The sequence below is a fragment of the Massilia sp. GCM10023247 genome (assembly GCF_042653325.1).
Classification (GTDB): domain Bacteria; phylum Pseudomonadota; class Gammaproteobacteria; order Burkholderiales; family Burkholderiaceae_D; genus Telluria.
Genome location: NZ_JBHSIB010000007.1, coordinates 1 through 23,938 on the forward strand (window position 1 = coordinate 1; position 23,938 = coordinate 23,938).

General features: G+C 66.3%; 22 protein-coding genes and 1 tRNA gene. 12 read left to right on the forward strand and 11 right to left on the reverse strand.

What is annotated here, in order from left to right; genetic code table 11:
* The 6 genes from ACFPAH_RS03735 to ACFPAH_RS03760 form a co-directional block, all read right to left on the reverse strand.
* On the reverse strand, window positions 1-419 hold a 419-nt coding region (locus ACFPAH_RS03735; RefSeq protein ID WP_379740843.1), incomplete at its 3' end, for a transposase-like zinc-binding domain-containing protein.
* A 128-nt stretch (window positions 420-547) separates the two neighbouring features.
* Window positions 548-1,714: a serine hydrolase domain-containing protein gene (locus ACFPAH_RS03740; protein WP_379740846.1), complete on the reverse strand. Its 1,167-nt coding sequence runs from the start codon at window positions 1,712-1,714 to the stop codon at window positions 548-550.
* The gene (locus ACFPAH_RS03745; protein WP_379740849.1) at window positions 1,711-2,187 is read right to left on the reverse strand and encodes a CYTH domain-containing protein; all 477 of its coding nucleotides are present in this window, start codon (window positions 2,185-2,187) and stop codon (window positions 1,711-1,713) included. The genes ACFPAH_RS03740 and ACFPAH_RS03745 overlap by 4 nt, the downstream gene beginning before the upstream one ends.
* A 4-nt stretch (window positions 2,188-2,191) precedes the next feature.
* The gene (locus ACFPAH_RS03750; RefSeq protein WP_379740852.1) at window positions 2,192-3,313 is read right to left on the reverse strand and encodes a M14 family metallopeptidase; all 1,122 of its coding nucleotides are present in this window, start codon (window positions 3,311-3,313) and stop codon (window positions 2,192-2,194) included.
* Between the two features lie 106 nt (window positions 3,314-3,419).
* A complete protein-coding gene (locus ACFPAH_RS03755; protein ID WP_379740855.1) occupies window positions 3,420-3,782 on the reverse strand; it encodes a hypothetical protein in 363 nt (120 codons plus the stop codon).
* A gap of 205 nt (window positions 3,783-3,987) precedes the next feature.
* On the reverse strand, window positions 3,988-4,284 hold the full coding sequence (locus ACFPAH_RS03760; protein WP_379740858.1) for a KGG domain-containing protein: 297 nt from the start codon (window positions 4,282-4,284) through the stop codon (window positions 3,988-3,990).
* A 354-nt stretch (window positions 4,285-4,638) separates the two neighbouring features.
* On the opposite strand from ACFPAH_RS03760, the gene ACFPAH_RS03765 reads away from it, so the two are divergent.
* The 8 genes from ACFPAH_RS03765 to waaF all read left to right on the forward strand — a co-directional run bounded on the left by ACFPAH_RS03765 (window position 4,639) and on the right by waaF (window position 13,632).
* Entirely contained in the window at window positions 4,639-5,547 is a 909-nt protein-coding gene (locus tag ACFPAH_RS03765; RefSeq protein WP_379740861.1) for a hypothetical protein, read from the forward strand.
* Window positions 5,548-5,882: 335 nt separating this feature from the next.
* Window positions 5,883-7,658, forward strand: a complete 1,776-nt coding sequence (locus ACFPAH_RS03770) for an ABCB family ABC transporter ATP-binding protein/permease (protein ID WP_379740863.1) — start codon at window positions 5,883-5,885, stop codon at window positions 7,656-7,658.
* 120 nt (window positions 7,659-7,778) lie between these two features.
* Entirely contained in the window at window positions 7,779-8,801 is a 1,023-nt protein-coding gene (locus ACFPAH_RS03775; protein WP_379740866.1) for a glycosyltransferase family 2 protein, read from the forward strand.
* Between the two features lie 7 nt (window positions 8,802-8,808).
* Window positions 8,809-9,762, forward strand: coding sequence for a glycosyltransferase family 4 protein (locus ACFPAH_RS03780; protein ID WP_379740869.1), 954 nt, complete (start codon window positions 8,809-8,811; stop codon window positions 9,760-9,762).
* 13 nt (window positions 9,763-9,775) lie between these two features.
* Window positions 9,776-11,113: a glycosyltransferase gene (locus ACFPAH_RS03785; protein WP_379740872.1), complete on the forward strand. Its 1,338-nt coding sequence runs from the start codon at window positions 9,776-9,778 to the stop codon at window positions 11,111-11,113.
* A gap of 8 nt (window positions 11,114-11,121) precedes the next feature.
* Window positions 11,122-11,970, forward strand: coding sequence for an SDR family oxidoreductase (locus tag ACFPAH_RS03790; RefSeq protein WP_379740875.1), 849 nt, complete (start codon window positions 11,122-11,124; stop codon window positions 11,968-11,970).
* A gap of 1 nt (window position 11,971) precedes the next feature.
* Window positions 11,972-12,532 (forward strand): D-glycero-alpha-D-manno-heptose-1,7-bisphosphate 7-phosphatase, encoded by a 561-nt coding sequence (locus ACFPAH_RS03795; protein WP_379740878.1) that lies wholly within the window; start codon window positions 11,972-11,974, stop codon window positions 12,530-12,532.
* Entirely contained in the window at window positions 12,529-13,632 is a 1,104-nt protein-coding gene (gene waaF, locus ACFPAH_RS03800; protein WP_379740880.1) for a lipopolysaccharide heptosyltransferase II, read from the forward strand. Before ACFPAH_RS03795 ends, waaF begins: the two co-directional genes overlap by 4 nt.
* 116 nt (window positions 13,633-13,748) lie before the next feature.
* On the opposite strand, the gene ACFPAH_RS03805 is transcribed toward waaF, so the two are convergent.
* The 3 genes from ACFPAH_RS03805 to ACFPAH_RS03815 all read right to left on the reverse strand — a co-directional run bounded on the left by ACFPAH_RS03805 (window position 13,749) and on the right by ACFPAH_RS03815 (window position 17,595).
* Window positions 13,749-15,152, reverse strand: coding sequence for an SGNH/GDSL hydrolase family protein (locus ACFPAH_RS03805; RefSeq protein WP_379740883.1), 1,404 nt, complete (start codon window positions 15,150-15,152; stop codon window positions 13,749-13,751).
* A 384-nt stretch (window positions 15,153-15,536) separates the two neighbouring features.
* A tRNA-Pro gene (locus ACFPAH_RS03810) sits at window positions 15,537-15,613 on the reverse strand.
* Window positions 15,614-15,696: 83 nt separating this feature from the next.
* The gene (locus tag ACFPAH_RS03815; RefSeq protein ID WP_379740887.1) at window positions 15,697-17,595 is read right to left on the reverse strand and encodes an MFS transporter; all 1,899 of its coding nucleotides are present in this window, start codon (window positions 17,593-17,595) and stop codon (window positions 15,697-15,699) included.
* Window positions 17,596-17,866: 271 nt separating this feature from the next.
* Between ACFPAH_RS03815 and ACFPAH_RS03820 the strand changes: the two genes are divergently transcribed.
* Window positions 17,867-18,061 carry a hypothetical protein gene (locus ACFPAH_RS03820; protein WP_379740890.1) on the forward strand — a complete coding sequence of 65 codons (195 nt, stop codon included), beginning with the start codon at window positions 17,867-17,869 and terminating at the stop codon, window positions 18,059-18,061.
* Window positions 18,062-18,116: 55 nt separating this feature from the next.
* On the opposite strand, the gene ACFPAH_RS03825 is transcribed toward ACFPAH_RS03820, so the two are convergent.
* On the reverse strand, window positions 18,117-19,445 hold the full coding sequence (locus ACFPAH_RS03825) for a homoserine dehydrogenase (RefSeq protein WP_379740893.1): 1,329 nt from the start codon (window positions 19,443-19,445) through the stop codon (window positions 18,117-18,119).
* 18 nt (window positions 19,446-19,463) lie between these two features.
* Window positions 19,464-20,690, reverse strand: coding sequence for a pyridoxal phosphate-dependent aminotransferase (locus ACFPAH_RS03830; protein ID WP_379740896.1), 1,227 nt, complete (start codon window positions 20,688-20,690; stop codon window positions 19,464-19,466).
* A gap of 165 nt (window positions 20,691-20,855) precedes the next feature.
* Here ACFPAH_RS03830 and ACFPAH_RS03835 point away from each other — a divergent pair, with 165 nt between their 5' ends.
* The 3 genes from ACFPAH_RS03835 (at window position 20,856) to ACFPAH_RS03845 (ending at window position 23,915) form a co-directional block, all read left to right on the forward strand.
* On the forward strand, window positions 20,856-21,236 hold the full coding sequence (locus tag ACFPAH_RS03835) for an Mth938-like domain-containing protein (protein WP_379740899.1): 381 nt from the start codon (window positions 20,856-20,858) through the stop codon (window positions 21,234-21,236).
* A gap of 208 nt (window positions 21,237-21,444) precedes the next feature.
* Window positions 21,445-21,915 (forward strand): peroxiredoxin, encoded by a 471-nt coding sequence (locus tag ACFPAH_RS03840; RefSeq protein ID WP_379740902.1) that lies wholly within the window; start codon window positions 21,445-21,447, stop codon window positions 21,913-21,915.
* Window positions 21,916-22,136: 221 nt separating this feature from the next.
* On the forward strand, window positions 22,137-23,915 hold the full coding sequence (locus ACFPAH_RS03845) for a PhoH family protein (RefSeq protein WP_379740905.1): 1,779 nt from the start codon (window positions 22,137-22,139) through the stop codon (window positions 23,913-23,915).
* Window positions 23,916-23,938: the final 23 nt, after the last annotated feature.

Genomic DNA, 23,938 nt, shown 5'->3' on the forward strand with positions numbered 1-23,938 from the left:
GCCCGGTCGTGCTTGCTCGTACTCAGGAAGCGGTGGCGCCAGCGAAAACTGGTGGCGCCGGCCACGCCGAGGTCAACGGCGCTGCGGCGCACGCTGCGCGAGTCGAGCATGGTGTTCAGGTAATCGAGCCAGCGCTCCTTGTGGCGCAGGCGCGCCAGCGCCGTGCCGCTCAGGGCATTGCAGGTGCGCCCACATTCCTTGCAGCGATAGCGCTGCAGGCCATTGGCCCGTCCGTGGCGGTACAGCTGCTGGGACCCGCACGCCGGGCAAGCCAGCCTGGCCGCGCTGGCCTGCTCGACCAGGTCGGCCACCTTGTCGAGTTTCGCTGCGGGCAGCAGCAAGCCGAGCAATTGTTCGCGCTGGCGCCGCGTCAACGAGGCAATACGGGTGAGCAATTGCTTGAAGGGACGTGCTTGCATGGCGCCTCCGGCATGGTTGGGTCCAGGTTGGACCTCAGCCGTATGCGAAGATTCCACACTTAGCGCGAACAGCGCCTAAAAAATGGCGCCTCCGAGGACGCCACGATGGACTCACACCTGCCGCGCCATCAGCGGATCGCCGCAATCACCCGCTTGGCAAATTCGGCCGAATTACCGCTGTGCCAGCGCCAGACGATCACCAGGTCGTGGTCGGGCGAGACGACGATCGTGTTGCTGCCGGCGCCGAGTGCCGCGAAGGCATTCGCGGGCAGGCCCGGCAGGTTCTTGCCTTTGGTGTTGAGCCACCACAGGTAGCCGTAATCCGGGCCGTGCGCGCTCGGCGTGAGCGCTTCCTTCACGTAGCCGGACGGCAGTACCTGCTTGCCGTTCCAGGCGCCGCCGCGCAGCCACAGGTAGCCGAAGCGCGCCATGTCCCAGGAATCGATCCACATGCCGCCGCCCCAGCGCGTGCCGCCGCTGACGGACGGCACCTGCTTGCCGTTCAGTTCGACATAACTATTGGTGTAAGGCACCCATTTCCAGCTGCTGGAGGCGCCGATGACGTCCATCACCTGCTCCTGGAACACTTCCGGCACCGGCTTGTCGAACACGCGCAGCAGCGACAGCGCAAAGCGGTTGATGCGCACGTCGTTGTATTCGTAGTGGCTGCCCGGGGCTGTCAACTCGCGCGGCTTGCGTTCGCCGGCGCCGAAGGCCTCCTTGCCGATGAAGTCGGCGTTCTTGCCCCACATGCTGCCTTCCCACTCGGTTTCCTGCTGCAGGTGCTGCTTCCAGGTCACCTGGGCATTGCGCGGCGACGCATAGCCACCGTCCTGCACCCGCTGGCCCACGGGTTCGTCGAGCTTTCCAATACGCCCGTCGCGCACGGCCACGCCGGCAACCGTGGCCAGCATGCTCTTGGCCACCGAATAGGTCGGATCGACAAAACGCGTGTCGCCGAACTCGGCCACGACATAGCCTTTGTAGATCACCACGCCATTGGTGCGGGCGCGGCGCGTCGGCATCGAGCCGAGGCGCGTGCCGAAGGTCGCTTCCTGGTCGGAAAAGTCGAGCGCGCGTTCGGTCTCGTGGCTCTGCGCGTACTGGACGGCGGCGGCCAGGGCTGCCGCATCCATGCCCAGCGCGGCGGGCTGCTTGCGCGCCCACTCCCCGCTCGGCGGGAAATACGGGGCAGCGGCGGAATGCGGGGCAGCCGCGGCGGCGGCCGGGAACAGTGCCGCGCTACCGAGGACCAGCGTCAAGGCAAGCGCTGCGCGCCGGGTGAGTTGGGTCATGCAGGATCCTTCCAGGCGGAATACGGGTGGCGAATCAGGTTCGAATTGAAATAACGGTGGTCGTGGGTGACTTCCTGGCCGATCCAGTCGGGCTTGTCGAAGGCCTCCTCTTCCGAGGCAAGTTCGATCTCGGCCACGACCAGCCCGGCGTTGGCGCCGAGGAACTCGTCGACTTCCCAGGTGTGGGCGCCGGCGGCGATCCGGTGGCGGATTTTTTCCACCAGCGGCTGCAGGCACAGGCCGTCGAGCAGTTCCGCAGCCTCAGGCACGGGAATCGGGTACTCCCATTCGCCGCGCGTGGCGCCACGGTTCTTGCCCTTGATCGTCAGCCGCGCCACCTCCCCTTCGATGCGCACGCGCACCGTGCGCTCGGGATCGTCGCTGAGGTAGCCCTGGCGCAGCAGGCTTGCCTGGCCGAGCGTGCGCCAGGCGCTGCCGACGACCAGGAACTTGCGCTCGATTTCGACAGCCACCCGGTCAATCCAGCGATTGCAGGATCGGCTGCAGGATCGCCGCGCCCAGGGCCGCGCTGCGCGCGCCGTTCCAGCCGGTATGGCTGTTGGGCAGGTTGGCGTTGTCCTTGAACGGCATTTCCAGCGTCAGCGACAGGCATTTGAAGGTGTGGCCGATGTACTTCGACGCCAGCGTCAGCAGTTCTTCGTTGTACTTGCTGGCCGCATAGCCGTAGACGTTCTGGAAGTCCGGGCTGGCCGCCATGTATTGCGCGACGAAGGCCTTCTGGCGTGCTTCGCGCTCGGGCGTGAAATCGGCCAGCATCTCGTTGCCCGCCACGAAGTTGTACGGCAGCGCCTCGTCGCCGTGGATGTCGAAGAACATGTCGACGCCCGTTTCGTGGATCTTGTTTTTCACGCACAGCACTTCCGGGCTGCGCTCGAGCGAAGGCGTCATCCACTCGCGGTTCAGGTTGGCGCCGGCCGCGTTGGTGCGCAGGTTGCCGCGCACCGAGCCGTCCGGGTTCATGTTCGGCACGATGTAGAACACGGCGCGCTGCAAGAGTTTGGTGGCGACCGGGTTGGCTTCGTCGAGCAGCGCGTCCATCATGCCTTCGACAAACCATTCGGCCATGGTCTCGCCCGGGTGCTGGCGTGCGATGACCCAGATCTTTTTCTCGGCTGCCGGGTTGCCGATCACGACCAGGTTCATGTCGCGCCCGTCGACGGTGGTGCCGATATCGTGCACGCGCGCGACCGGGTTCTCCGCCACTTCGCCGAGCAGGCGCAGGTGGCGTTCCCAGGTATAGGGCTCGAAATAGGCGTAATAGATGCTGTCGAGTTCAGGCGTGTGATTGACCGTCATCACCTGGCCGTCGAAGCTGGTCGGCACGCGGAACCAGTTCTCGGTGTCGTAGCTCGCCGCGACCTGGTAATCCTCGAAGCCCTTCGGATAGGTTGCCTGGCCGGCATTCAGGAAGCGGATCGTGCAGGCCTGCCCGCGCGCGCCCTGCAGGCGGAAGTGGAACCACTGGTGGATGTCCGCGTTATTGTCGCGGCGCAGGTTCAGGTCGATCGCTTTCGGGTTCGACGCTTGCACCACCTCGATGGCGCCGGAATCGAAATGCTGGCTGATTTTGATAGGCATGGCGGGTCCTCTGTTGGCCGGTTCACAAAGTAGAGCATAGGGTGGGCAGGGAGCGACGCATGATAGGGCACACGCGCCGGGCCCATGGGCAGCGCACGTCCCGTGCTCAGGCGTCGAGGTCGATCAGTTCGCGGCTGTACAGTACCAGGATCTGGCGCATCAGTTCGACGTTGCTGCGGTCGAGCACGAGGACCAGGTTCGGCTCGCGGTCGAGGTTGAACGCCATGCGCAGCTTGCCCGGCAGTTCGCGGCAGTTCAGCGACAGCGCGCGCGGGACGTTCGGGTTGTCCCAGTCCTGCTGGGTGATCTCGGGCGGCGCCGGCGGCGGCTGCAGGCGCGGGTCCTGGTTAACCGGCAGGTGCTTGAGCAGCCAGAAAACGATGGAAGCAGGAATGTGCAGGCCGATGTCGCTCGCGCCCTGGGTAGAGAATTTCGCGAGCAGGGAATTGCCGACGCGATCGCACGACATGGACATGCTCTTGACTTGACGAATGACCGCTTCTTTCACGACGATGTTCCTCAGGGATAGTTAAAAAGGCGCAGCGATTCTACCCCATCCCCTAGCCTATTTGTGTGCCTTTGGAAAGAAAACGGGGAGCTGCGCTCCCCGTTCGTTCTCATCGCTCCGCGCTCTTGCCGACCGCAGGCCGCGGCCGGCAAGCTGCACGTCCGGCTTACTCTTTCGAGCCGCCGCGGCTGCCGCCCTTCGACGAGCTGCGCGAGCTGCTGCCCGAGCCGGCATTGGCCGATTGACGGTTGCCGTGGCTCATAGAACCAGCGCGGCGTGCTTCCTCGGAGGTGAATTCGTGTGCAGTCCCTTTCTGGTGAGCGGCCTTGCCGCCCTGGCTGGCGATTTCGCGCTGGCGCTGCGGATCCATCGATGCGAAACCACGGTTACGGGTGCCGCCGCCGGCACTCTGGCTGTTCGACTGATTACCGCCTTGCTTGTTACCTTGATTGCTCGAAGCCATGATGGTGTTCTCCCTGTTCACTTATGAAACCGCCGCGTCGTGCGGCAGGCTGTACCCCCGCCCATCCTTTACTGCGCCGATGAGCGACCGGTTGAATTCATCTTAGGCATGCGCATTAGATGAGGGTATAGGACATTTTCAGATGACCTTGTAGGACTACAGGCGACAGAAAATGCACCTCTGCAATAGGATTCTTTTGGACATGAATCCCATCAGTTATCGTCCTACACACTACCGCTGCGTCTTCCTATACTGAAACGACAAGGACGCGCGCATCATGGCAGGATCATGTGGCGCCAGCAGCGCTCGGACGGCAGCGCCATCCGCGACATCACGTTTTGGAAAGGAAAGAACATGGACGCGAATCAACGCAGCGAAATGAACAATCAGACCAATAACGGTGGCAACGAAAAGTGGAACAAGAACGCCAAGGGCAAGACCGCGCCCGACACCCCGCTCGACCATACCTATCCGCAGGGGGCGTCGCAGCAGCAGGGCCACCAGGGCATCGACCAGATGGGCACCCAGCAAAGCGGCATGGGTCCCGGCCCCTGGACCGACGAGGGCGAGGTGTGGGACGTGCCGGGCGGCTCGATGCAGTCGCAGCAGAGCGGCGGCAGCGGACCGACCCAGGGCATCACCGACAGCCACCAGCGCCAGATGGAGCAGCGTTCGGGCGCCTATGGCCTGCTTGAACTGCCGGTCGGCCATCGCCCCGCCGACAGCGGCACCGACCTGCTTCGGCACGAGGGTGCGCACGCCGGCAATACCCAGGCGGCGCAGCGCATGAATCCGCAGGATCCGCGCCAGCCGGAATTACAGGGCGGCTCGCTCGGCCACCACCACGGCGCCGGCCTCTCGATGCAGTCCGACCCGCCCCGGCAGGCGCCGCAGTCCGGGCAGCACGGCAGTGGCCAGCATGGCGCCGGCTCGGCGCAGGGCGGCACCGACAGCGGCGCCCGGCAGAGCACCGACCGCGGCGGCTCGCAGACCGGCGCCGAGGGGCGCGAGATCGGCAGCCAGGACCCCGGCGGCGTGCACCAATCGAACGACCTGGCCGGCGGCCTGCCGCGCAGCCCGGGCAACAGCGGGCCAGCCAGCGAAAACCCGGCCGACCTGCCGGGCGCGGGCGGGCAGCAGAACCGGCCCGGCGTGCACCAGTCGAACGACGCTGCCGGCGGCTATCCGGCCAGCCCGGCCGGCGCCAACAAGCTGGCCGGCGACCGCAAGATGGATGACGACACCGGTTTTTCGCGTAAATAAACAAGCGCGCGCCTTCACCCATTTGCGAGACCCCGGCTGTGCGACCCTGCAGCCGGGGTCTCGGCGCGCCCGCCGCGAACACAGCCGGGCGCTGTCATTGCCTGGTCCAAGCCGCTTTGCCCCCTGTCGGGACTGGCCCTCCCCTGTAGGATAAATCCTTCAACCTTCAAGCATCATCAGGCGCGCACAGGGGCCGCGGCAGGCCGCAGGGTGGCGCGCGGCGTGTCTCTCCCGGTTCCCTGAAATAACTGAGCAGTATTTGAGCCATCACAGTTTTCGCGCGTGATGCAAACGCCCTCCGGCTGGTCAAACCCGTACAGCCAGGAGAACCGGGAATGACAGGGGCAACCGACACCGTCGCGGCCACGCGCATCAGCACCGAGTTGTGGGCGGTGCTCGGGCGCTACCGCTGGCGCATCGTGCTTGCCGTCGTCCTGCTGCTGGTGGCCAAGCTGGCCACGGTGGCCGTGCCCCTGCTGCTCAAGCGTATCATCGACGTGTTCGCGCCCGGCGCCATGCCGGCCCGCCTGCCGGTCTACCTGCTGGCCGGCTACGCGCTGCTGCGTTTTTCCTCGACCCTGTTCAACGAACTGCGCGACCTGCTGTTCGTGCGCGTGACCCTGACGGCGGTGTCGGCCTATGCACAGAAAACCTTCGCCCACCTGCACGCCCTGGGCCCGCGCTTCCACGCGCGGCGCAAGCTGGGCAGCCTGCTGCCCGACATCGACCGCGGCACCAGCGGCATCGCCTTCCTGCTTGGCGTAGGCCTGTTCACGATCGTGCCGACGCTGGTCGAAATCGGCCTCGTGCTGGCGATCATGCTCAGCCGGTACCAGGCAAGCTTCGCCGCCATCATCCTGCTCACTTTCCTCGTCTACGCCGGCTTCACCCTGGTCTTCACGGCGCGCCGCGTGGTCTACCAGCGCCGCGTCAACAAGCTCGATTCGCACGCCAAGGGACAACTGGCCGACAGCCTGATCAACTACGACACCGTCAAGTACTTCACCAACGAAGCCTTCGAGGCGCGCCGTTTCGCCTCCATCATGGGCGACTGGCGCGCGGCCGGTACCGGCAACGCGCGCGCGCTGTTCAAGCTCCACGTGGGCCAGAGCGCCATCATCGCGCTCGGCGTCGGGGCGATCATGCTGCTGGCCGGCCAGGCGGTCATGGCCCGGCGCATGAGCGTGGGCGACCTGGTCCTGATCAACGCCTATGCACTGCAGGTCTGCCTGCCGCTCAATGCGCTCGGCTTCGTCTACCGCGAGGCGCGCGACGCCTGGGTCAATACCGAGCGCCTGTTCGCCCTGCTCCGCGAACGCCCCGAGATCGAGGATGTGCCGGCCGCCCCGCCGCTGCGCGCCGGCCCCGGCGAAATCGTGTTCGACCACGTCAGCTTCCACTACGAGCCGGCCCGGCCCGTGCTGGTCGACCTGTGCCTGCGCATCGAACCCGGGACCACGCTGGCCGTGGTCGGGCGCAGCGGCTCCGGCAAGTCGACGCTGGCGCGGCTGTTGCTGCGCTATTACGAGCCTGCAAGCGGACGCATCCTGGTGGACGGCCAGGACATCCGCGCCGTCACCGCCAGCAGCCTGCGCGCGGCGATCGGCGTCGTGCCGCAGGACACCGCGCTCTTCAACGACACCATCGGCAACAACATCGCCTACGGGCGCATCGGCAGCACGCGCGAGGAGGTTGTCGCCGCCTGCCGCGCCGCCCACCTGCACGACCTGATCGTCTCCCTGCCCCAGGAATACGACACCCCGGTAGGGGAACGCGGCGTCAACATTTCCGGCGGCGAAAAGCAGCGCATTGCGATTGCGCGCGCCATCCTGAAGGATCCGCCGATCCTCATCTTCGATGAAGCGACGTCGGCCCTTGACGCAGATTCAGAACACGCGATCAGCCTGGAACTCGACCGTTTGTCGCGCAATCGAACCACTCTCATCATCGCGCACCGCTTGTCGACGATCGTGAACGCCGATGCGATCGTGGTCATGGACCGCGGCCGCATCGCCGAACGCGGCACGCATGCGCAACTGCTGCGCCAGCACGGCATCTACGCGCGATTGTGGCTGCTCCAGCAGCGGATGGACAAGGACAGGGTGACCTAGCCGGGCTTGCTTGGGTTTACCTGGTTGCGCTTGCCCGGCGGCGCTTGCCCGACGGCGCTCCGGCTGCACCCCGGTTGCACGCGGTATCGACTTGAGTCAGGTATTCACCACGGAGGAGGCATGCCGAAAGAGACGTCAGCAGCAGGCAGTACCACGATCGCCATCTCCGTCGTGGTGCCGACCTGCGGCCGCATGGACCTGCTCGACCGCTGCCTCGATGCACTGGCGCGGCAGACCCTGTCCGCCGCCAGCGTCGAAGTCATCGTCGTCGATGACGAGCCCAACCACAACACCCTGCGCCTGGTGGCAGGCTGGCGCGCCCGCACGCTCGAGCGCGGCCCGCGGCTGGTCTACCTGCCCAACGCCGGCCGGCACGGCCCGGCGGCGGCGCGCAACCTCGGCTGGCGCGCGGCGCAGGCGCCGATCGTCGCCTTCCTCGACGACGACGGCGTCCCCGCGCCCGGCTGGCTGGCGCAGGGCCTTGCCGGCTTCGGCAACGAGGTCGACGTGCTGTGCGGCCGCGTCGACCCGCATGCGCCCGGCATTGCGCCCGCAACTGCCGCCCCTGCCGGTCCGGCCACGTCGCCCGGGCTGTGCAGCACCAACTGCTTCTGCCGCAAGCACCTGCTCGAAGCGCTCGCGGGCTTCGACGAGCGTTTCGAACAGTCCAGCCATGGCGACGCCGACCTGCACTTTCGCCTGCTGGGCATGGGAGCGCGCATCGTGGGCGCGCCCGAGGCCGTCGTGGTGCAGCCGGTACCGCCGGCGCCCTGGGGCGCCAGCCTCGCGCAGACCCGGCGGGCCGTGTCCGACGCCCTGCTCTACAAGAAGCATCCGCAGCTGTACCGCGAAAAAATCGGCGCCACGCCCCCGCTCGACTACTACCTGGCAACCCTGGCCCTGCCGGTCGCGCTCGCTGCCCTGCTGGCCGGCGCCGGCACCGCCGCCCTCCTTGCCGGCCTGGCCTGGCTGGCGCTGACGGCGCGGCTGTGTGTCCGGCGCCTGCGCGGCAGCGCCCGCAGCCGCAGTCGCCACACCGTCCTGCACGTGCTCGACATGATCGTCACCTCGGCCCTGATCCCTCCGCTGGCCGTCTTCTGGCGCCTGGTCGGGGCCATCCGCTACCGCGTCCGTTTGACCTGAGGCTCCCATGCGCCGACTCAACGTCCTGACCTGGCATACCCACGGCAGCTACCTGTACTACCTGTCGCAGGCTCCGCACGAATTCTTCGTGCTCTCGAAACCCGGGCGCCCGCCCGGCTATGGCGGGCGCTGCGGCCATATCCCATGGGGCGACAACGTGCACGACCTTCCCGTCGAGGCCGCACGCGAACAGCAATTCGACTGCATCCTGTTCCAGGACGACCACCAATGGGAACAGGACCAGTACGCCTGGCTGACGGCCGCGCAGCGCGCGTTGCCGCGCATCTACCTCGAACACGATCCGCCGCGCGGGCATCCGACCGACACGCCGCACCTGGTCGACGACCCGAACGTGCTGCTGGTGCACGTTACGCCCTTCAACGACCTGATGTGGGACAACAGGCGCACGCCGACGCGCGTCATCGAGCACGGCGTCCTGATTCCGCACGGGGTGCGCTACCTCGGCACGCTCGAGCGCGGACTGGTGATCAGCAACCACCTGGCGCGGCGCGGGCGGCGCATGGGCCCCGACCTGTTCCTGGAGGCACGCGCGCAATTGCCGCTCGACCTGGTCGGCATGGCCGCCGAAGAACTGGGCGGCATCGGCGAAGTGCGGCACGCCGAGCTGCCCGCTTTTGCCGCGCGCTACCGTTTCCTGTTCAGTCCGATCCGCTATTCGAGCCTGGGCCTGGCAGTCATCGAAGCCATGATGGCCGGCGTGCCCGTGGTCGCGCTGGCGACGGCGGAAATGGCGACCGTGATCGACGATGGCGCCAACGGCTTCATCGACACCAGGGTCGACCGCCTGCACGGCTGCATGCGCGAGCTGCTGCGCAGCCCGTCGCTGGCGCGCGACCTGGGGCAGGCGGCACGGCGCCGGGCCCAGGAGCGCTTTTCGATCGACCGCTTCAGCGCCGACTGGGATGCCGCGCTGCGCTACGTCACCGGTCACGCAGGCTAGCCCGGAGGGATGCATGAAACTCAATGAACACCCTGCGGGCACGCCGGCCGGCGCCGCGCCGCGGCGCATCGCTCTCATCAGCGACCACGCCTCGCCGCTGGCCGCGCCCGGCAGCGTCGACTGCGGCGGCCAGAACGTGTACGTGGCCAACCTCGCGCGCGAGCTGGCGCTGGCCGGTCATCTGGTGGACATTTTTACGCGGCGCGACGCGCCGGCCCAGCGCCACCCCGTGCACCTGTTCGACAATGTCCGCGTCATTCACGTCCCGGCGGGACCGGCGCGCCATGTGCCGAAAGAGCAGATGCTCCCCTTCATTCCCGACTTCGCCCGCTTCGTCGCCCGGTTCGCGCGGCGCCAGGCGGTCCCCTACGACCTCGTCCACGCGAATTTCTTCATGTCCGGCATGGTGGCCGAGCACCTGAAGGACACGCTCGGCATTCCCTTCGTGATCACCTTCCACGCCCTCGGTCATGTGCGCCGCCTGGCCCAGGGCGCCGCCGACGCCTTCCCGCCCGAGCGGGCGCGCATCGAAACCATGCTGATGCGCCGGGCCGACCGCATCATCGCCGAGTGCGCACAGGACCGGCTCGACATGGAGCAGCTGTATGGCGCCCCGGCCTCGCGCATCACGATCGCTCCCTGTGGCTTCGACCCCGAAGAACTGTGGCCGGTGCCGCAGGCGCAGGCGCGCGCCCGGCTCGGGCTGGCTGGGACCGGTTTCACGATCCTCCAGCTCGGGCGCATGGTTCCGCGCAAGGGTGTCGACACCGTGATCCACGGCCTGGCCATGCTGCGCGACCGCCACGGCATCGACGCCCTGCTGCTGGTGGTCGGCGGCGACCATGTCCGGCCGGACGGCCGAACCGGCGATGGCGCGGACGGCGCCGGCGACCCGGAAGTGGCGCGCCTGCAGGAACTGGCGCGCCGGCTCGGCATCGCGACGCGGGTGCGCTTCGTCGGCCAGCAAGCGCGCGCGGCCCTGCGCCATTACTACAGCGCCGCCGATGTATTCGTCACCACGCCCTGGTACGAGCCCTTCGGCATCACGCCGGTCGAGGCGATGGCCTGCGCCCGCCCCGTGGTCGGCTCCGAAGTCGGCGGCATCAAGAGCACGGTGGTCGATGGCGTGACCGGCTTCCTGATTCCGTCGCGCGACCCGCGCGCGCTGGCCGAGCGGCTGGCGCAGCTGCATGCCGACCCGGCCCTGGCGCGCCGGATGGGCGAGGAAGGCCTGCGCCGCGCCTACCGCCATTACACCTGGCGCGCGGTCGCCAGCCAGGCCGCTGCCGTGTACGCAGCCGTCCTCGACGAGCACCGCGCCACCGCCCCTTCAAGCCTTCCCACCCTTTAGGAGCACACATGGATTCGACGCAACAACCACAGGACGCGCAGCTCCAGCAAGGACGGCAACACACCGGCCAGGACGATGGACTAGGGGCGCAGCAGCACGCGCAGGCACGCGCGCAAGCGCACTCCACGGCGGCCCCTTCGCTGCGCGGCAAGACCGTCTTCATCACCGGCGCCGCCAGCGGCCTGGGCGCGGCGCTGGCAAGGGTCCTGGCAGGCTGCGGCGCCGACATCGTTGCCACCGACATCCGCCAGGCGCGCCTGGACGCGGCGGCCGCGCCCTTGCATGCTCTCGGCGGCCGCGTGCACACGATCGCCTTCGACGTGGCCGACCCGGATGCGGTGCGGCGCGCGGTCGCCGAGGCAGCCGAAGTCATGGGCCGCCTCGACGTCCTGATCAATAACGCGGGCACCGACGTCACGCTGCCGGTCGAGGCACTGTCCGTGGCCGACTGGCTGCGCGTCATCGATACCAACCTGAACGGCCCCTTCCTGCTGGCCAAGCATGCCTGCGCCCTGATGCGCGAGCTGGGGGGCGGCCACATCGTCAACGTCGCCTCGACGGCGGCCAAGCGTGCCTGGCCGAATGCGGCGGCCTACCACGCCAGCAAGTGGGGTTTGCTCGGCCTGTCGCATGCGCTGCACGCCGAACTGCGCGCCCACAACATCCGCGTCACCGCAGTGGTGGCCGGCGGCATGCGCACGCCCTTCCTGCTCGAACGTTTTCCCGATCTCGACCCGGCCGGCCTGCAAGACCCCGTCAACGTGGCCGAGGCCATCCGCTCGGTGCTCCTGATGCCGCAGGAAACGGTGATTGCCGAACTGACCGTGCTGCCGATGCGCGAAACCTCCTGGCCCTGACATGAAAGCGATCTTTCTCGACAAGGACGGCACGCTCATCGAGGACCTGCCGTACAACGTGGAGCCGCGCCGCATGCGCCTGGCAAGCGGCGCCGGCCCCGCCCTGCGCCTGCTGGCCCGGCTCGACTACCGCTTCTTCGTCGTCAGCAACCAGTCCGGCGTGGCCGAGGGACGCTTTGCGGAAGACGCCCTGCGCGGGGTGGCCGACCGCCTGGCGGACCTGCTGTTTCGCGAAAACCTCACGCTCGACGGCTTTTATTATTGTCCCCATCATCCGCGCGGCACCGTCGCGCCCTACGCGATCGACTGCCATTGCCGCAAACCGATGCCCGGCCTGCTCCTGAAAGCGGCCGCCCTGCACGGCATCGACCTGCGCGGTTCCTGGATGATCGGCGACATCCTGCACGACGTCGAGGCCGGCAACCGCGCCGGGTGCCGTACGGTCCTGCTCGACAACGGCAACGAAACCGAATGGCGGCTCGGACCGCGCCGCGTCCCTACCCGCATGGCGCCCGACCTGTACGCCGCGGCCGTCCTGATCGCCAGCCACCACGAACAATGAACAACGACTGGAACCATGCCGCCCACCTGCTGTGCGTGCGCCTCGATTCGCTCGGCGACGTGCTGATGTGCACGCCGGCCATGCGCGCCCTGCGCGCCCAGCATCCGGAGCGCCGCCTGACCCTGCTTACCTCGCCGGCGGGCGCGGCGCTCGCTCCCCACCTGCCCGACGTCGACAGCGTGCTGGCCTACGAAGCGCCATGGATGAAAAGCAGCAGCGCGGCCCCGCCGGAGCGGCACATCGAGCAGATCGGCGCGCTCGCCAGGCAGCGCTTCGACGGCGCCGTCATCTTTACCTGTTATAGCCAGAGCGCCCTGCCCGCCGCGCTGCTATGCCAGTTGGCCGGGATTCCGCTGCGCGCCGCCTACTGCCGGGAAAAGCCCTACCAGCTGCTGACCGACTGGATCGCCGATCCCGAGCCCGGTGCCTTCGTCCGGCACGAAGTGCAGCGCCAGCTCGACCTCGTGCGCCACCTCGGCGCGCAGGTGCAGGACGAGCGCCTGTCCTTCCTGCCGCTGGCCGCCGACATGGCCGCGGTGCGGGCCCGGCTGCGCCGCCTCGGGATCGATCCGGCCGGACGCTGGCTGGTGCTGCACCCCGGCGCCAGCGCACCGGCGCGGCGCTATCCACAGCGCCACTGGACCACCCTGATCCGCACGCTCCACGAACGGGTCGCCTGCCCGCTGGTGCTGACCGGCGGCGCCCACGAAATGGCGCTGATCGACGGCATCGCCCTACCCGAAGATGCGCGCGTCCATTCGCTGGCAGGGCAGCTGACGCTCGGCGAACTGGGCGCGCTGCTGGCCCAGTCCTCGCTCGTGGTCAGCAACAATACGGGGCCGGCGCACCTTGCCGCCGCCGTCGGCACGCCGGTGGTCGACCTGTATGCCCTGACCAATCCGCAGCACACGCCGTGGCGGGTGCCGAGCCGCGTCCTGAACCACGACGTCGGCTGCCGCTACTGCCATCGCAGCGTGTGCCCGGAAGGACACCACGACTGCATGGAAAAACTCGCGCCCAGCCAGGTGGCCGACGCCGTGTGCAGCCTGCTAAAGCAGACCGAGCGCTATCGAATCAGGGAGGAAATGCCGGCCGGCTAGGGAATGCGACCGACCAGGGAATACGGCCGATCACGGAAGCGCCGGCCTGGACGCGGCCAGGCCGGGCTTGACTTCTTCAGGCCTGGCCGCAGTCGCATGCGGCCAGGCCGGGGCCTTTACTTGACCCGCTCCTTGACCGCCTTCAGCGATGCCGTGCCGGCGCCGCGGAACAGCTCGAGCGGAATGGCATTCGCCATCGCCTGCATGCCGAGGTCGTTCGGATGCAGGTGGTCGCCGCTGTCATAGGCGGGCAGCATGCGCGTCGGGTGCGCCGGATCGCGCACGGCGCGGTCGAAATCGATGACGGCATCGAATTCGTCGCTGCTGCGGATCCAGTTGTTCACGGCCTCGCGCACGGTTTCTTTCTGCGGCGTGTAATAGCCGGGGAAGACCGTTCCCTCGAAAGGCGTGAGCGTCGCCCCGTAGACCGGGATGCCCTTTGCGTGGGCGCGCGCGATCAGCTGGCGGTAGCCGGCGATCAGGTCTTGCGCCGTCACCGCTTCGCTCGCGGGAGCCGAGCCGCTGCCCGGATGCCCGATGTCGTTGATGCCGATCAGGACGATCAGGTAGCGCACGCCTGCGGTAGCCAGCACGTCGCGGTCGAAACGCGCCAGCGCGGCGCGGCCGAACAAGGGTTGCGTGCCGGGGTCGCGCAGCAGGCGGTTGCCGCCGATGCCGCGATTGACGACGCCGAGCCGGCTGTTGAGTGCGCGCAAGCCGGTGTTGCCGGCCTGGTCGCGCGTCGTCTGCAGGCGCAGCGCCAGCAGGTCGGGCCAGCGGCGGTTGGCGTCGATGGTCGTCACGGCGCCGTCGGTGATGGAATCGCCGAGTGCCACGATGGCGCCACCGCCGGGGCTGCTGACGTCGACTTCGGTCAGGAAGGGCCAGGAGGTGATGGTGCGCTGGGTCGGCAGCGTGGCCGCGCCCGTGAAGTCGCCGGGCAGCGACACGTAGTTGGTCTGGAAGGCCGAGCCGTGGATGGTGGTGGCCTGCACCTGTCCCGGCAGGTAGAGGCTGACCGCCAGGTCGGACAGGGCCGGCACGTCGAGGTTGACCGGATCGGACAGCACCGGCGCGCCGGCCGGGATCGTGATCGAGGTTTGGCCGCTGAAGGTCAGCACCCGGTCGGTGCCGGCGGCAATCTCCGCCCCCGCCCCGCGCCGCGCGACACGGGCGGCGCCGATCCGCAGCGGCGTCGTGCCGAGTTCGTTCGACACGCGGATGCGCACCTGGGTGCCGCCGATGCTGGTGTGGACGATCAGGCGCAAGGTCTGGTCGTTAAAGGTCTGCAGGTCCGCCGCCAGCGGCGGGCCCGCCGGCGCGGTCCCCCAGGTACCGACCCATTGCTGGCTGGGATCCCAGCTGCCCGGCTGGGCCTGGACGGCACCGAACGGCAGGGACAGACTCGACAGGGCCAGCGCCCCGGCAGCCAGCCAGGCGCGGCGCGAGCGCCGCGGTACGGCGCGCGCTGCGGATGCTGGACGAACCAGCTCCGACAAGGACAACCACATCGTCTTCATCTTCGTGCTCCTCGAAATGGGTAGGCCGCCAGCGCCGCGGACGCGGCCATCGACGGCACGCACCAATCTAAGCGAGCCGGACCATGGCAAACAAGCCGGCAGCAGCATCGATCCTTGCTCCCGATCGAAGGATATGCAGACAATTGATGAGAATTGGGAACTTTATTTGGCTCGAACAATAAAATGGCAAATTATTGATGAAGCGAAACGGGCCGCAGTGGTGCCGCTGGCACGCCCCGATCCGCCCGGGCAGCGGCCCGGCCGGGCGGACGAGCACAGGCAAGGCTCCAGAACGCGCATCGAACGGCATCCGGGCCAATCAGGCGGCAGCGAGCGAAAAAGAAAAAGGCCAATCCGAAGATTGGCCTTTTTCCTTGATTCTATTGGTCGGGGCGAGAGGATTCGAACCTCCGACCCCTTGCACCCCATGCAAGTACGCTACCAGGCTGCGCTACGCCCCGACTAGCCTGCAATTATACCTGAGACAGAAATTTTTTCTTGGGTTTTTGTCACACGCCGCGGCCCTGCACCCTATGCCAGTGCCTTACTTCCAATCGCCGCGCAAGGTGCGCACCTGCTCGTGCAGGTACTCGGGCGTAGCCTGTTGCGGCGGCACCGGCACCCCGACCGCGAGCGCCAGCTTCGAGCGCCAGCCGCGCGCGAAGGAGCGCTCGAACAGGTTGCCCGGGTCGCGCGTGAAGACGCTGCCCCACAAGCCGCGCAAGGCCATCGGGATCACCGGCACCCGGCTGCGCTCGACGATCCTGGCGATGCCGCCGCGGAACGCGTTCATCTCGCCCGTCGAGGTCAGCTTTCCTTCCGGGAAGATGCAGACCAGGTCGCCGTTGTGCAGCGCCTCGGCGATGTCGACGAAGGCGCGCTCCATCATGAACGGGTCTTCCTTGGCCGGCGCGATCGGGATCGCTTTCGCGGTACGGAAGATCCAGCCGAGGAAGGGTGTCCTGAAGATGCGGTGGTCCATCACGAAGCGGATCGGGCGCGGGCTGGCGGCGCCGATCACGATCGCGTCCACATAGCTGACGTGGTTGCAGACCAGCACCGCCGGTCCCGCGTCGGGAATGCGCTCGACGTCCACCGTGTGCACCCGGTGGATCGTATGGATCAGGAGCCAGGCCAGGAAGCGCATCAGGAATTCCGGCACCAGCGAGAAGATGTAGACCGCCACCGCCGCGTTCAGCAGGGCCGTCACCAGGAACATCTGGGGGATCGAGAAGCCCTGCCCCAGCAGCAGGATCGCCACGCCGGCCGCCGCCACCATGAAGAAGGCATTCAGGATGTTCATGCCCGCGATCGTGCGCGAGACGTGCTTCGGGTCGCAGCGCGTCTGGATCAGCGCGAACAGCGGCACGATGAAGAAGCCGCCGAACACCCCGATCAACACCAGGTCGGCCAGGATGCGCAGGCTGCCGGGCAGCGCCAGCAGCGCGAAGGCGTCGACCGCCGCCGTGTTCGTGGCGGTACTCAAATAAGCTTCGCTGGCGAAATACAGGTCGATGCCGAAGACCGACAGGCCGATCGAGCCGAAGGGCACCAGGCCGATCTCGACCTTGCGGCCCGACAGTTTTTCGCACAACAGGGAACCGATGCCGATCCCCAGCGAAAACACCGTCAGCAGCAGCACGAAGACGCTGTGGTCGCCATGCAGGTAATCCTTGGCGTACACGGGAAACTGCGACAGCACCAGCGCGCCATAGAACCAGAACCAGGAGTTGCCCAGCATCGACAGGAACACGGTGCGGTTCTGTGCGGAGAAGCGCAGGTTGCGTACCGACTCCGCCAGGAAATTGTGGTTGATGCGCAGTTCCGGCGCCGGCGCCGGCGAGGCCGGGATGCGCCAGCTCGCCGCCAGGCCGATCAGCGCCATCAGCAGGCTGGCGCCGGCGACCAGTTCGATGCCGAAGGGTTTGTGGGCAACCAGCAAGGCGCCCGCCACTTCGCCCAGCAGGATGCCGACAAAGGTGCCCATCTCGACGACGCCGTTGCCGCCCACCAGTTCTTCCGGTTTCAGGTGCTGCGGCAGGTAGGCATACTTCACCGGACCGAACAGCGTCGAGTGCAGGCCCATGCCGACCACGGCCGCGATCAGGAGCCATAGCGTATGGGTCATCCAGCCGATGCCGGCGATCAGCATGATCGCCACTTCCAGCATTTTGACGAAGCGCGCCAGCTTGCCCTTCTCGACCTTGTCGGCGATCTGGCCGGCCGTTGCCGAGAACACGACATATGGCAGGATGAACAGACCGGGAATCAGGTTGTTGAGGAAGCCGGGCTCGAGCGTGGTCCAGGACAGCGCGTCGTAGGTCAAGGCGACCAGCAGCGCCGTCTTGAACAGGTTGTCGTTGAAGGCGCCCAGGAACTGGGTCCAGAAGAACGGCGCAAACCGGCGCTGCGACAACAGGGAAAATTGACTCGGCTGGCTCATGCGGAAGAAGGCCCGATTGTGTGGGGATGCATAATCTACAATGGCGTCAAGGTAGAAACAACCGTTTATTACCCTGGCTCATCACCATGCCGTCGACGGTGCATGAACTGCTACCGCGAGGGGCGGCTGACGATACCTTCCGTCTAACCATTGACAAGTGTATCTTTGTTTGGGGCAGCAGCTAGCATGGCCGCAGGAAAGACGCTTGACGCTACACAAAGAGTTGGCGGGCGCGTCTTGTTGTGCACTGCAGCGTGAGTAGAATGCTCGGATGAATTCGCCCAACCTCCAATCCACCCAGCACGGCGCGCAAGACGCGCTGTTTGAAGAGCTCGAGCAGGAGTTGCTCGCCCTGACCACCGCTTCGCTCGACGACGACGCCCTGCCGGCGCCGCTCGTCGACGAATTCGCCACCGAGTTCCTCGTCGAGCTCAGCCGCCCACCCTGTCCGGGCAAACGGTCCTAGCGGCCGGGGCGCAGCAGCGCACGCCGCAGCAGCGCACGCCGCAGTAGCGCACGCATTAACTCAAGGTCTCGAGCCTGATCCGGATCACCTTGCCCACCACCGAGCCGAGGGCTTCGATGCGCGCGATGGCCGCGTCGACCTTCTTTTCCTGCGTCTGGTGCGTGATCATGATGATGTCGGTGCGGGCGCCGCCCCGCGTGCCCTTCTGCAGCACGGCGTCGATCGAGATGCCGGCGTCGGCCAGCACGCGGGTCAGGTCGGCCATCACGCCGAGCTGGTCGTTCACGTGGACGCGCAGGTAGTAGCTGGTCGTGATCTCCGACATCGGCAGGATCGCCACGTCGGTCATCTCGTTCGGCTGGAAGGCCAGGTGCGGCACGCGGCAATACGGGTCGACGGTGGCCAGGCGCGTCACGTCGACCAGGTCGGCGATGACGCTTGACGCGGTCGGTTCTGCACCTGCGCCCTTGCCGTAATAGAGGGTAGAGCCGACCGCGTCGGCCTCGACCAGCACGGCGTTCATGGCGCCTTCGACGTTGGCGATCAGGCGCTGGGTCGGGATCAGGGTCGGGTGGACGCGCAGTTCGATGCCCTCGGCGCCGTCGACCCGGGTGCGGCGCGTGATGCCGAGCAGCTTGATGCGGTAGCCGAGCTCCTCGGCATAGCGGATGTCGACCGCCTGCAGCGCGCTGATGCCCTCGACGTGGGCGCGGTCGAACTGCACCGGGATGCCGAAGGCGATCGCCGACATGATGGTCAGCTTATGGGCCGCATCGACGCCTTCGATGTCGAAGGTCGGGTCGAGCTCGGCATAGCCGAGTTCCTGGGCCTGCTTGAGCACGACCTCGAAGTCGAGCCCCTTGTCGCGCATCTCCGACAGGATGAAATTGGTCGTGCCGTTGATGATGCCGGCGACGGATTCGATGCGGTTGGCGGTCAGGCCTTCGCGCAGCGCCTTGATGATCGGCACGCCGCCGGCGACGGCCGCCTCGAAGGCCACCATCACGCCCTTTTCCTGGGCGGCGGCAAAGATTTCGTTGCCGTGCAGCGCCAGCAGCGCCTTGTTGGCGGTGACCACGTGCTTGCCGTTGGCGATCGCCCGCAGCACCAGTTCGCGCGGCAATTCGTAGCCGCCGATCAGCTCGACGACGATCTGCACGTCGGGGCTGTCCACCACCAGGAAGGGATCGTCGACGACCTGGCAGGCGCCGCCGTCGGCGCCAATGATGCGCGCGGCGCGCTCGGTATTGCGGGCGGCGACCATCGTGATTTCGATGCCGCGGCCGGCGCGGCGGCGGATGTCTTCCTGGTTGCGCTGGAGGACGTTGAAGGTGCCGGCTCCGACGGTGCCGATGCCGAGGAGGCCAACTTTGATGGATTTCATGTTCGTTTCAGAATAGGGTTAACGCGCGTGGCGCCGTCGATAGCCGTCGAGGAAGCGTGCGATGCGCGCACAGGCAACCGTCAGGTCGTCGGAGTTGGGCAGGAATACAAGGCGGAAATGGTCGGGCGCGGTCCAGTTGAAACCGGTGCCCTGTACCAGCAAGACCTTTTCCTCGCCCAGCAGTTCGCAAATGAATTGCTGGTCGTCGGCGATCGGATACATCGCCGGGTCCAGGCGCGGGAACATGTACAGCGCCGCTTTTGGCTTGACGCAGGACACCCCCGGAATGTCGGTGAGCAATTTGTGCGCGAGGTCGCGCTGCTTGAGCAGGCGCCCGCCGGGGCCGACCAGGTCGTCGATGCTCTGGTAGCCGCCGAGCGCGGTCTGGATCGCGAACTGGCCCGGCGCATTCGCGCACAGGCGCATCGAGGCCAGCATGTTCAGGCCCTCGATATAGTCTTTCGCATGGCGCTTTTCGCCCGAGACCACCATCCAGCCGGCGCGGTAGCCGCAGGAACGGTAGTTTTTCGACAGGCCGTTCAGGGTCACGAACAGCACGTCGTCCGCCAGCGAGGCGATCGAATCGTGCTGGTGCCCGTCGTAGAGCACCTTGTCGTAGATTTCGTCGGCGTAGATGATCAGGCCATGCTGGCGCGCCAGCTCGACGATCTCGAGCAGCACCGCGCGCGGATACAGCGCGCCGGTCGGGTTGTTCGGGTTGATGACGACGATGGCGCGCGTGTTGGGCGTGATCTTGCGCCGCATGTCGGCAATGTCCGGCATCCAGTCGGCCTGCTCGTCGCAAATGTAGTGCACCGGAGCACCGCCGGCCAGGCTGACGGCCGCCGTCCACAGCGGATAATCCGGGGCCGGCACCAGTACTTCGTCGCCATTGTTGAGCAGGCCCTGCATCGCCATCACGATCAGCTCGGAAGCGCCATTGCCGAGGTAGATGTCGTCGATGCCGACACCGGTGATCTTCTTTTGCTGGGTGTAGTGCATGACCGCCTTGCGCGGCGCAAACAGGCCCTTCGAGTCCGTATAGCCGGCTGCGCTGGGCATGTTGCGGATCATGTCCTGCATGATCTCGTCCGGCGGATCGAAACCGAACACGGCGAGGTTGCCGATGTTGAGCTTGATGATCTTGTGGCCGTCGTCTTCCATCTGGCGCGCTTGCGCCAGGGCGGGGCCGCGGATTTCGTAGCAGACGTCGTCGAGCTTGTTCGATTTCAGGATCGGTCGCAAAATTTTTCCTTGGCGGGCCTGCATTGTTGCAGTGCGAAAAATACCCATTCTGCCGAAAGCGCACAATTTAAGCAACCTTACCGGGCGCGGGCAGCGTGGCTACAGCAAAGCTGCCGAAAAGCTTACAATGTGTACCCGTTCCGCCCACAGCGATCCACCTTCCAGATGAAGCTCCATTCCGACAACAACCAACAATACCAGACCGTCACCGGCTACGATGCCAGCGGCGTGGAAATCAATGCCCAGCGCTTCGAATACAGCCTGATCGTGATGCCGGAGACCGAGCCGCGCCCATGGGAAGTGAGCCGTTTCGAGGATCTCGAAGCCCGTCATTTCGAGCAAATTGCTGCGGATGCGCCGGACGTCGTCATCCTCGGCACGGGCGAGCGCCAGCGCTTCGTCCACCCGCGCCTGGTCGCCAGCTTGTCCGCGCGCCACGTCGGCGTCGAGTCGATGGACAGCAAGGCCGCCTGCCGCACCTACAATGTGCTGATGGGCGAAGGCCGCAAGGTGACGCTGGCGCTGATCATCGATACGGGAACCTGAGGGGCCTGAGCCGCCTGGCGAGCCCTGCTGCCGCTCGTTGTTGCCGTCTTGAACTATCACGATTCGTCCACATATCGAAACAGCTATTGATGAGTTGACATGCTAGACTGGCAGCGGTGTCGATGGCCGATTATGATGTGAGGGTACAGGATGGCGAGCGACCAATCCTGCCCCAGATCTTGCATCAATACCTGTTCAGGAGAACCCCGTGGCCGACAGCCCCAGCACAGCAACCCTCGAAAACTTTTCCGCCGCCATGACCGGCGACCAGACCTTCCAGCTTGGCGGGCGCCCGGCAAAGTACACGGTGCTGTATTTCTACCCGAAGGACAATACGCCCGGCTGCACCACGGAAAGCATGGCCTTCCGCGACCGCCACGACGAATTCCTGGCCGCCGGCGCTGAAGTGTATGGCATCAGCCGCGATTCGCTGCGCTCGCACGAAGGCTTCAAATCCAAGCTCGGCCTGCCCTTCGAACTGATCTCCGACCCGGACGAACTGGTGTGCAACCAGTTCGGCGTCATGAAGAACAAGAACATGTACGGCAAGCAAGTCCGGGGGGTCGAGCGCAGTACGTTTGTCGTTGACGCTCACGGCAGATTGGTGAAAGAATGGCGTGGCGTGAAGGTCAACGATCACGTCGATGAAGTGCTGGAATTTGTGAAGAGCCAGCCTTGAGGGGCAGCTCCGCTCGATCAACTTGCTGGACGAACCCTTCATTTTGAGTCAACACGTTTTAAACAAGCATCATTCCAATCTGGCTGCCTGCCAGGACCCGAGTGGCCCTGGCCCGCACCTCCAAGTACGTTTCCAGTTGCATCTAACTCTGCCTGCCGGCGCGCTGTGCGCCGCCGCTGCATCTCCGCAGGCGTCCTCCACTTTTTTAGATTGAGAACCTGATGCCACTACCAAAAATGCCTACCAAGCCGGCCACGCTGTTGCCGGTGAACGAATACCCGAAAGCCCAAGCGGGCAAGTCTCCCGTGCGCGCGGTTGCCGCAGCGCCGGTCGAGGCCGATCCAGTCGAAGACCTCATCAGCGGTAAAGCCGTTCCCGCTGCCAAATCCACCCGCGCCCGCAAGGGAAAGGCAGCGCCGCTGGCCGCCGTGCCCTCCCCCCAGGCCGACTCGTCGACCTGGCCGGCGCGTGAGACCGGCACTGTCGCCAAGCTCAAGGAAACCGACCAGGAGCAACCGCATCCGGTCAAGCACAAGCCGGTCGAGGTCAACGTCAAGTCCTCCGCCAGCCGCAAGGCCGACAAGTCCGGCAGCACGAAGGTGTTCGTGCTCGATACCAACGTGCTGATGCACGACCCGACCAGCCTGTTCCGCTTCGAGGAACACGACGTCTACCTGCCGATGATGACGCTCGAGGAACTCGACGACCACAAGAAGGGCATGTCGGAAGTGGCGCGCAACGCGCGCCAGGTGTCGCGCACGCTCGACGCCCTGATCGCCAACATCGACGACGACGCGATCGAGGCCGGCATCGAGCTGGCCAAGCTGGGCAACAAGGATGCGAAAGGCCGCCTGTTCTTCCAGACCCGGCTGCAAAACGGTCCCCTGTTGCCCGAAGGCCTGCCGGTCGGCAAGGCCGACAACCAGATCCTCGGCGTGGTCAAGGCCCTGGCAGCGGAACAGCCGGACCGTGCGATCGTGCTGGTGTCGAAAGACATCAACATGCGCATCAAGGCCCGCGCGCTGGGCCTGCCTGCCGAGGATTATTTCAACGACCACGTGCTGGAAGATACCGACCTGCTGTACTCCGGCATCGTCCAGTTGCCGAACGACTTCTGGGAAACCCACAGCAAGAATGTGGAATCCTGGCAGGAAAACAAGAACGGCAACTCGGCCACCTTCTACCGCGTCAACGGCCCGGTGATCCCGACCCTGCTGCTGAACCAGTTCGTCTATTTCGAGCCGAGCGGCGCCGGCGAAAGCCCGTTCTATGCGCAAGTGAAGGAACTGAACGGCAAGACCGCGGTCCTGCAGGTGCTGCGCGACTATAGCCACAACAAGAACAGCGTCTGGGGCATCACCGCGCGCAACCGCGAGCAGAATTTCGCGCTGAACCTGCTGATGAACCCGGAATGCGATTTCGTCACCCTGCTCGGCCAGGCCGGCACCGGCAAGACCTTGCTGGCCCTGGCCGCGGGCCTGGCGCAAGTGCTCGAGACCAAGCTGTACAACGAGATCATCGTCACCCGCGTGACGGTGCCGGTGGGCGAAGACATCGGCTTCCTGCCGGGCACCGAGGAAGAGAAGATGTCGCCGTGGATGGGCGCCTTCGACGACAACCTGGAAGTGCTGAACAAGTCCGACACGGACGCCGGCGACTGGGGCCGCGCGGCAACGCAAGACCTGATCCGCTCGCGCATCAAGATCAAGTCGCTCAACTTCATGCGCGGCCGTACCTTTGTCAACAAGTTCCTCATCATCGACGAGGCGCAGAACCTGACGCCCAAGCAGATGAAGACCCTGGTCACGCGTGCCGGTCCCGGCACCAAGATCCTGTGCCTGGGTAACATCGCGCAGATCGACACACCCTACCTGACCGAAGGGTCGAGCGGCCTGACCTATGTGGTCGACCGCTTCAAGGGCTGGGCGCACAGCGGCCACGTGACGCTGGCGCGCGGCGAGCGTTCGCGCCTGGCCGACCACGCGAGCGACGTGCTGTAAGCGGCTCGCTTCCTCATCAACAA

Coding starts and splice junctions, on each gene's coding strand:
- ACFPAH_RS03740 (WP_379740846.1), bottom strand. CDS start 1,714: ATGACCCAACTCACCCGGCGCGCAGCGCTTGCCTTGACGCTGGTCCTC.
- ACFPAH_RS03750 (WP_379740852.1), bottom strand. CDS start 3,313: ATGCCTATCAAAATCAGCCAGCATTTCGATTCCGGCGCCATCGAGGTG.
- ACFPAH_RS03755 (WP_379740855.1), bottom strand. CDS start 3,782: ATGTCGTGCGATCGCGTCGGCAATTCCCTGCTCGCGAAATTCTCTACC.
- ACFPAH_RS03760 (WP_379740858.1), bottom strand. CDS start 4,284: ATGGCTTCGAGCAATCAAGGTAACAAGCAAGGCGGTAATCAGTCGAAC.
- ACFPAH_RS03765 (WP_379740861.1), top strand. CDS start 4,639: ATGGACGCGAATCAACGCAGCGAAATGAACAATCAGACCAATAACGGT.
- ACFPAH_RS03770 (WP_379740863.1), top strand. CDS start 5,883: ATGACAGGGGCAACCGACACCGTCGCGGCCACGCGCATCAGCACCGAG.
- ACFPAH_RS03775 (WP_379740866.1), top strand. CDS start 7,779: ATGCCGAAAGAGACGTCAGCAGCAGGCAGTACCACGATCGCCATCTCC.
- ACFPAH_RS03780 (WP_379740869.1), top strand. CDS start 8,809: ATGCGCCGACTCAACGTCCTGACCTGGCATACCCACGGCAGCTACCTG.
- ACFPAH_RS03785 (WP_379740872.1), top strand. CDS start 9,776: ATGAAACTCAATGAACACCCTGCGGGCACGCCGGCCGGCGCCGCGCCG.
- ACFPAH_RS03790 (WP_379740875.1), top strand. CDS start 11,122: ATGGATTCGACGCAACAACCACAGGACGCGCAGCTCCAGCAAGGACGG.
- ACFPAH_RS03795 (WP_379740878.1), top strand. CDS start 11,972: ATGAAAGCGATCTTTCTCGACAAGGACGGCACGCTCATCGAGGACCTG.
- waaF (WP_379740880.1), top strand. CDS start 12,529: ATGAACAACGACTGGAACCATGCCGCCCACCTGCTGTGCGTGCGCCTC.
- ACFPAH_RS03805 (WP_379740883.1), bottom strand. CDS start 15,152: ATGAAGACGATGTGGTTGTCCTTGTCGGAGCTGGTTCGTCCAGCATCC.
- ACFPAH_RS03815 (WP_379740887.1), bottom strand. CDS start 17,595: ATGAGCCAGCCGAGTCAATTTTCCCTGTTGTCGCAGCGCCGGTTTGCG.
- ACFPAH_RS03820 (WP_379740890.1), top strand. CDS start 17,867: ATGAATTCGCCCAACCTCCAATCCACCCAGCACGGCGCGCAAGACGCG.
- ACFPAH_RS03825 (WP_379740893.1), bottom strand. CDS start 19,445: ATGAAATCCATCAAAGTTGGCCTCCTCGGCATCGGCACCGTCGGAGCC.
- ACFPAH_RS03835 (WP_379740899.1), top strand. CDS start 20,856: ATGAAGCTCCATTCCGACAACAACCAACAATACCAGACCGTCACCGGC.
- ACFPAH_RS03845 (WP_379740905.1), top strand. CDS start 22,137: ATGCCACTACCAAAAATGCCTACCAAGCCGGCCACGCTGTTGCCGGTG.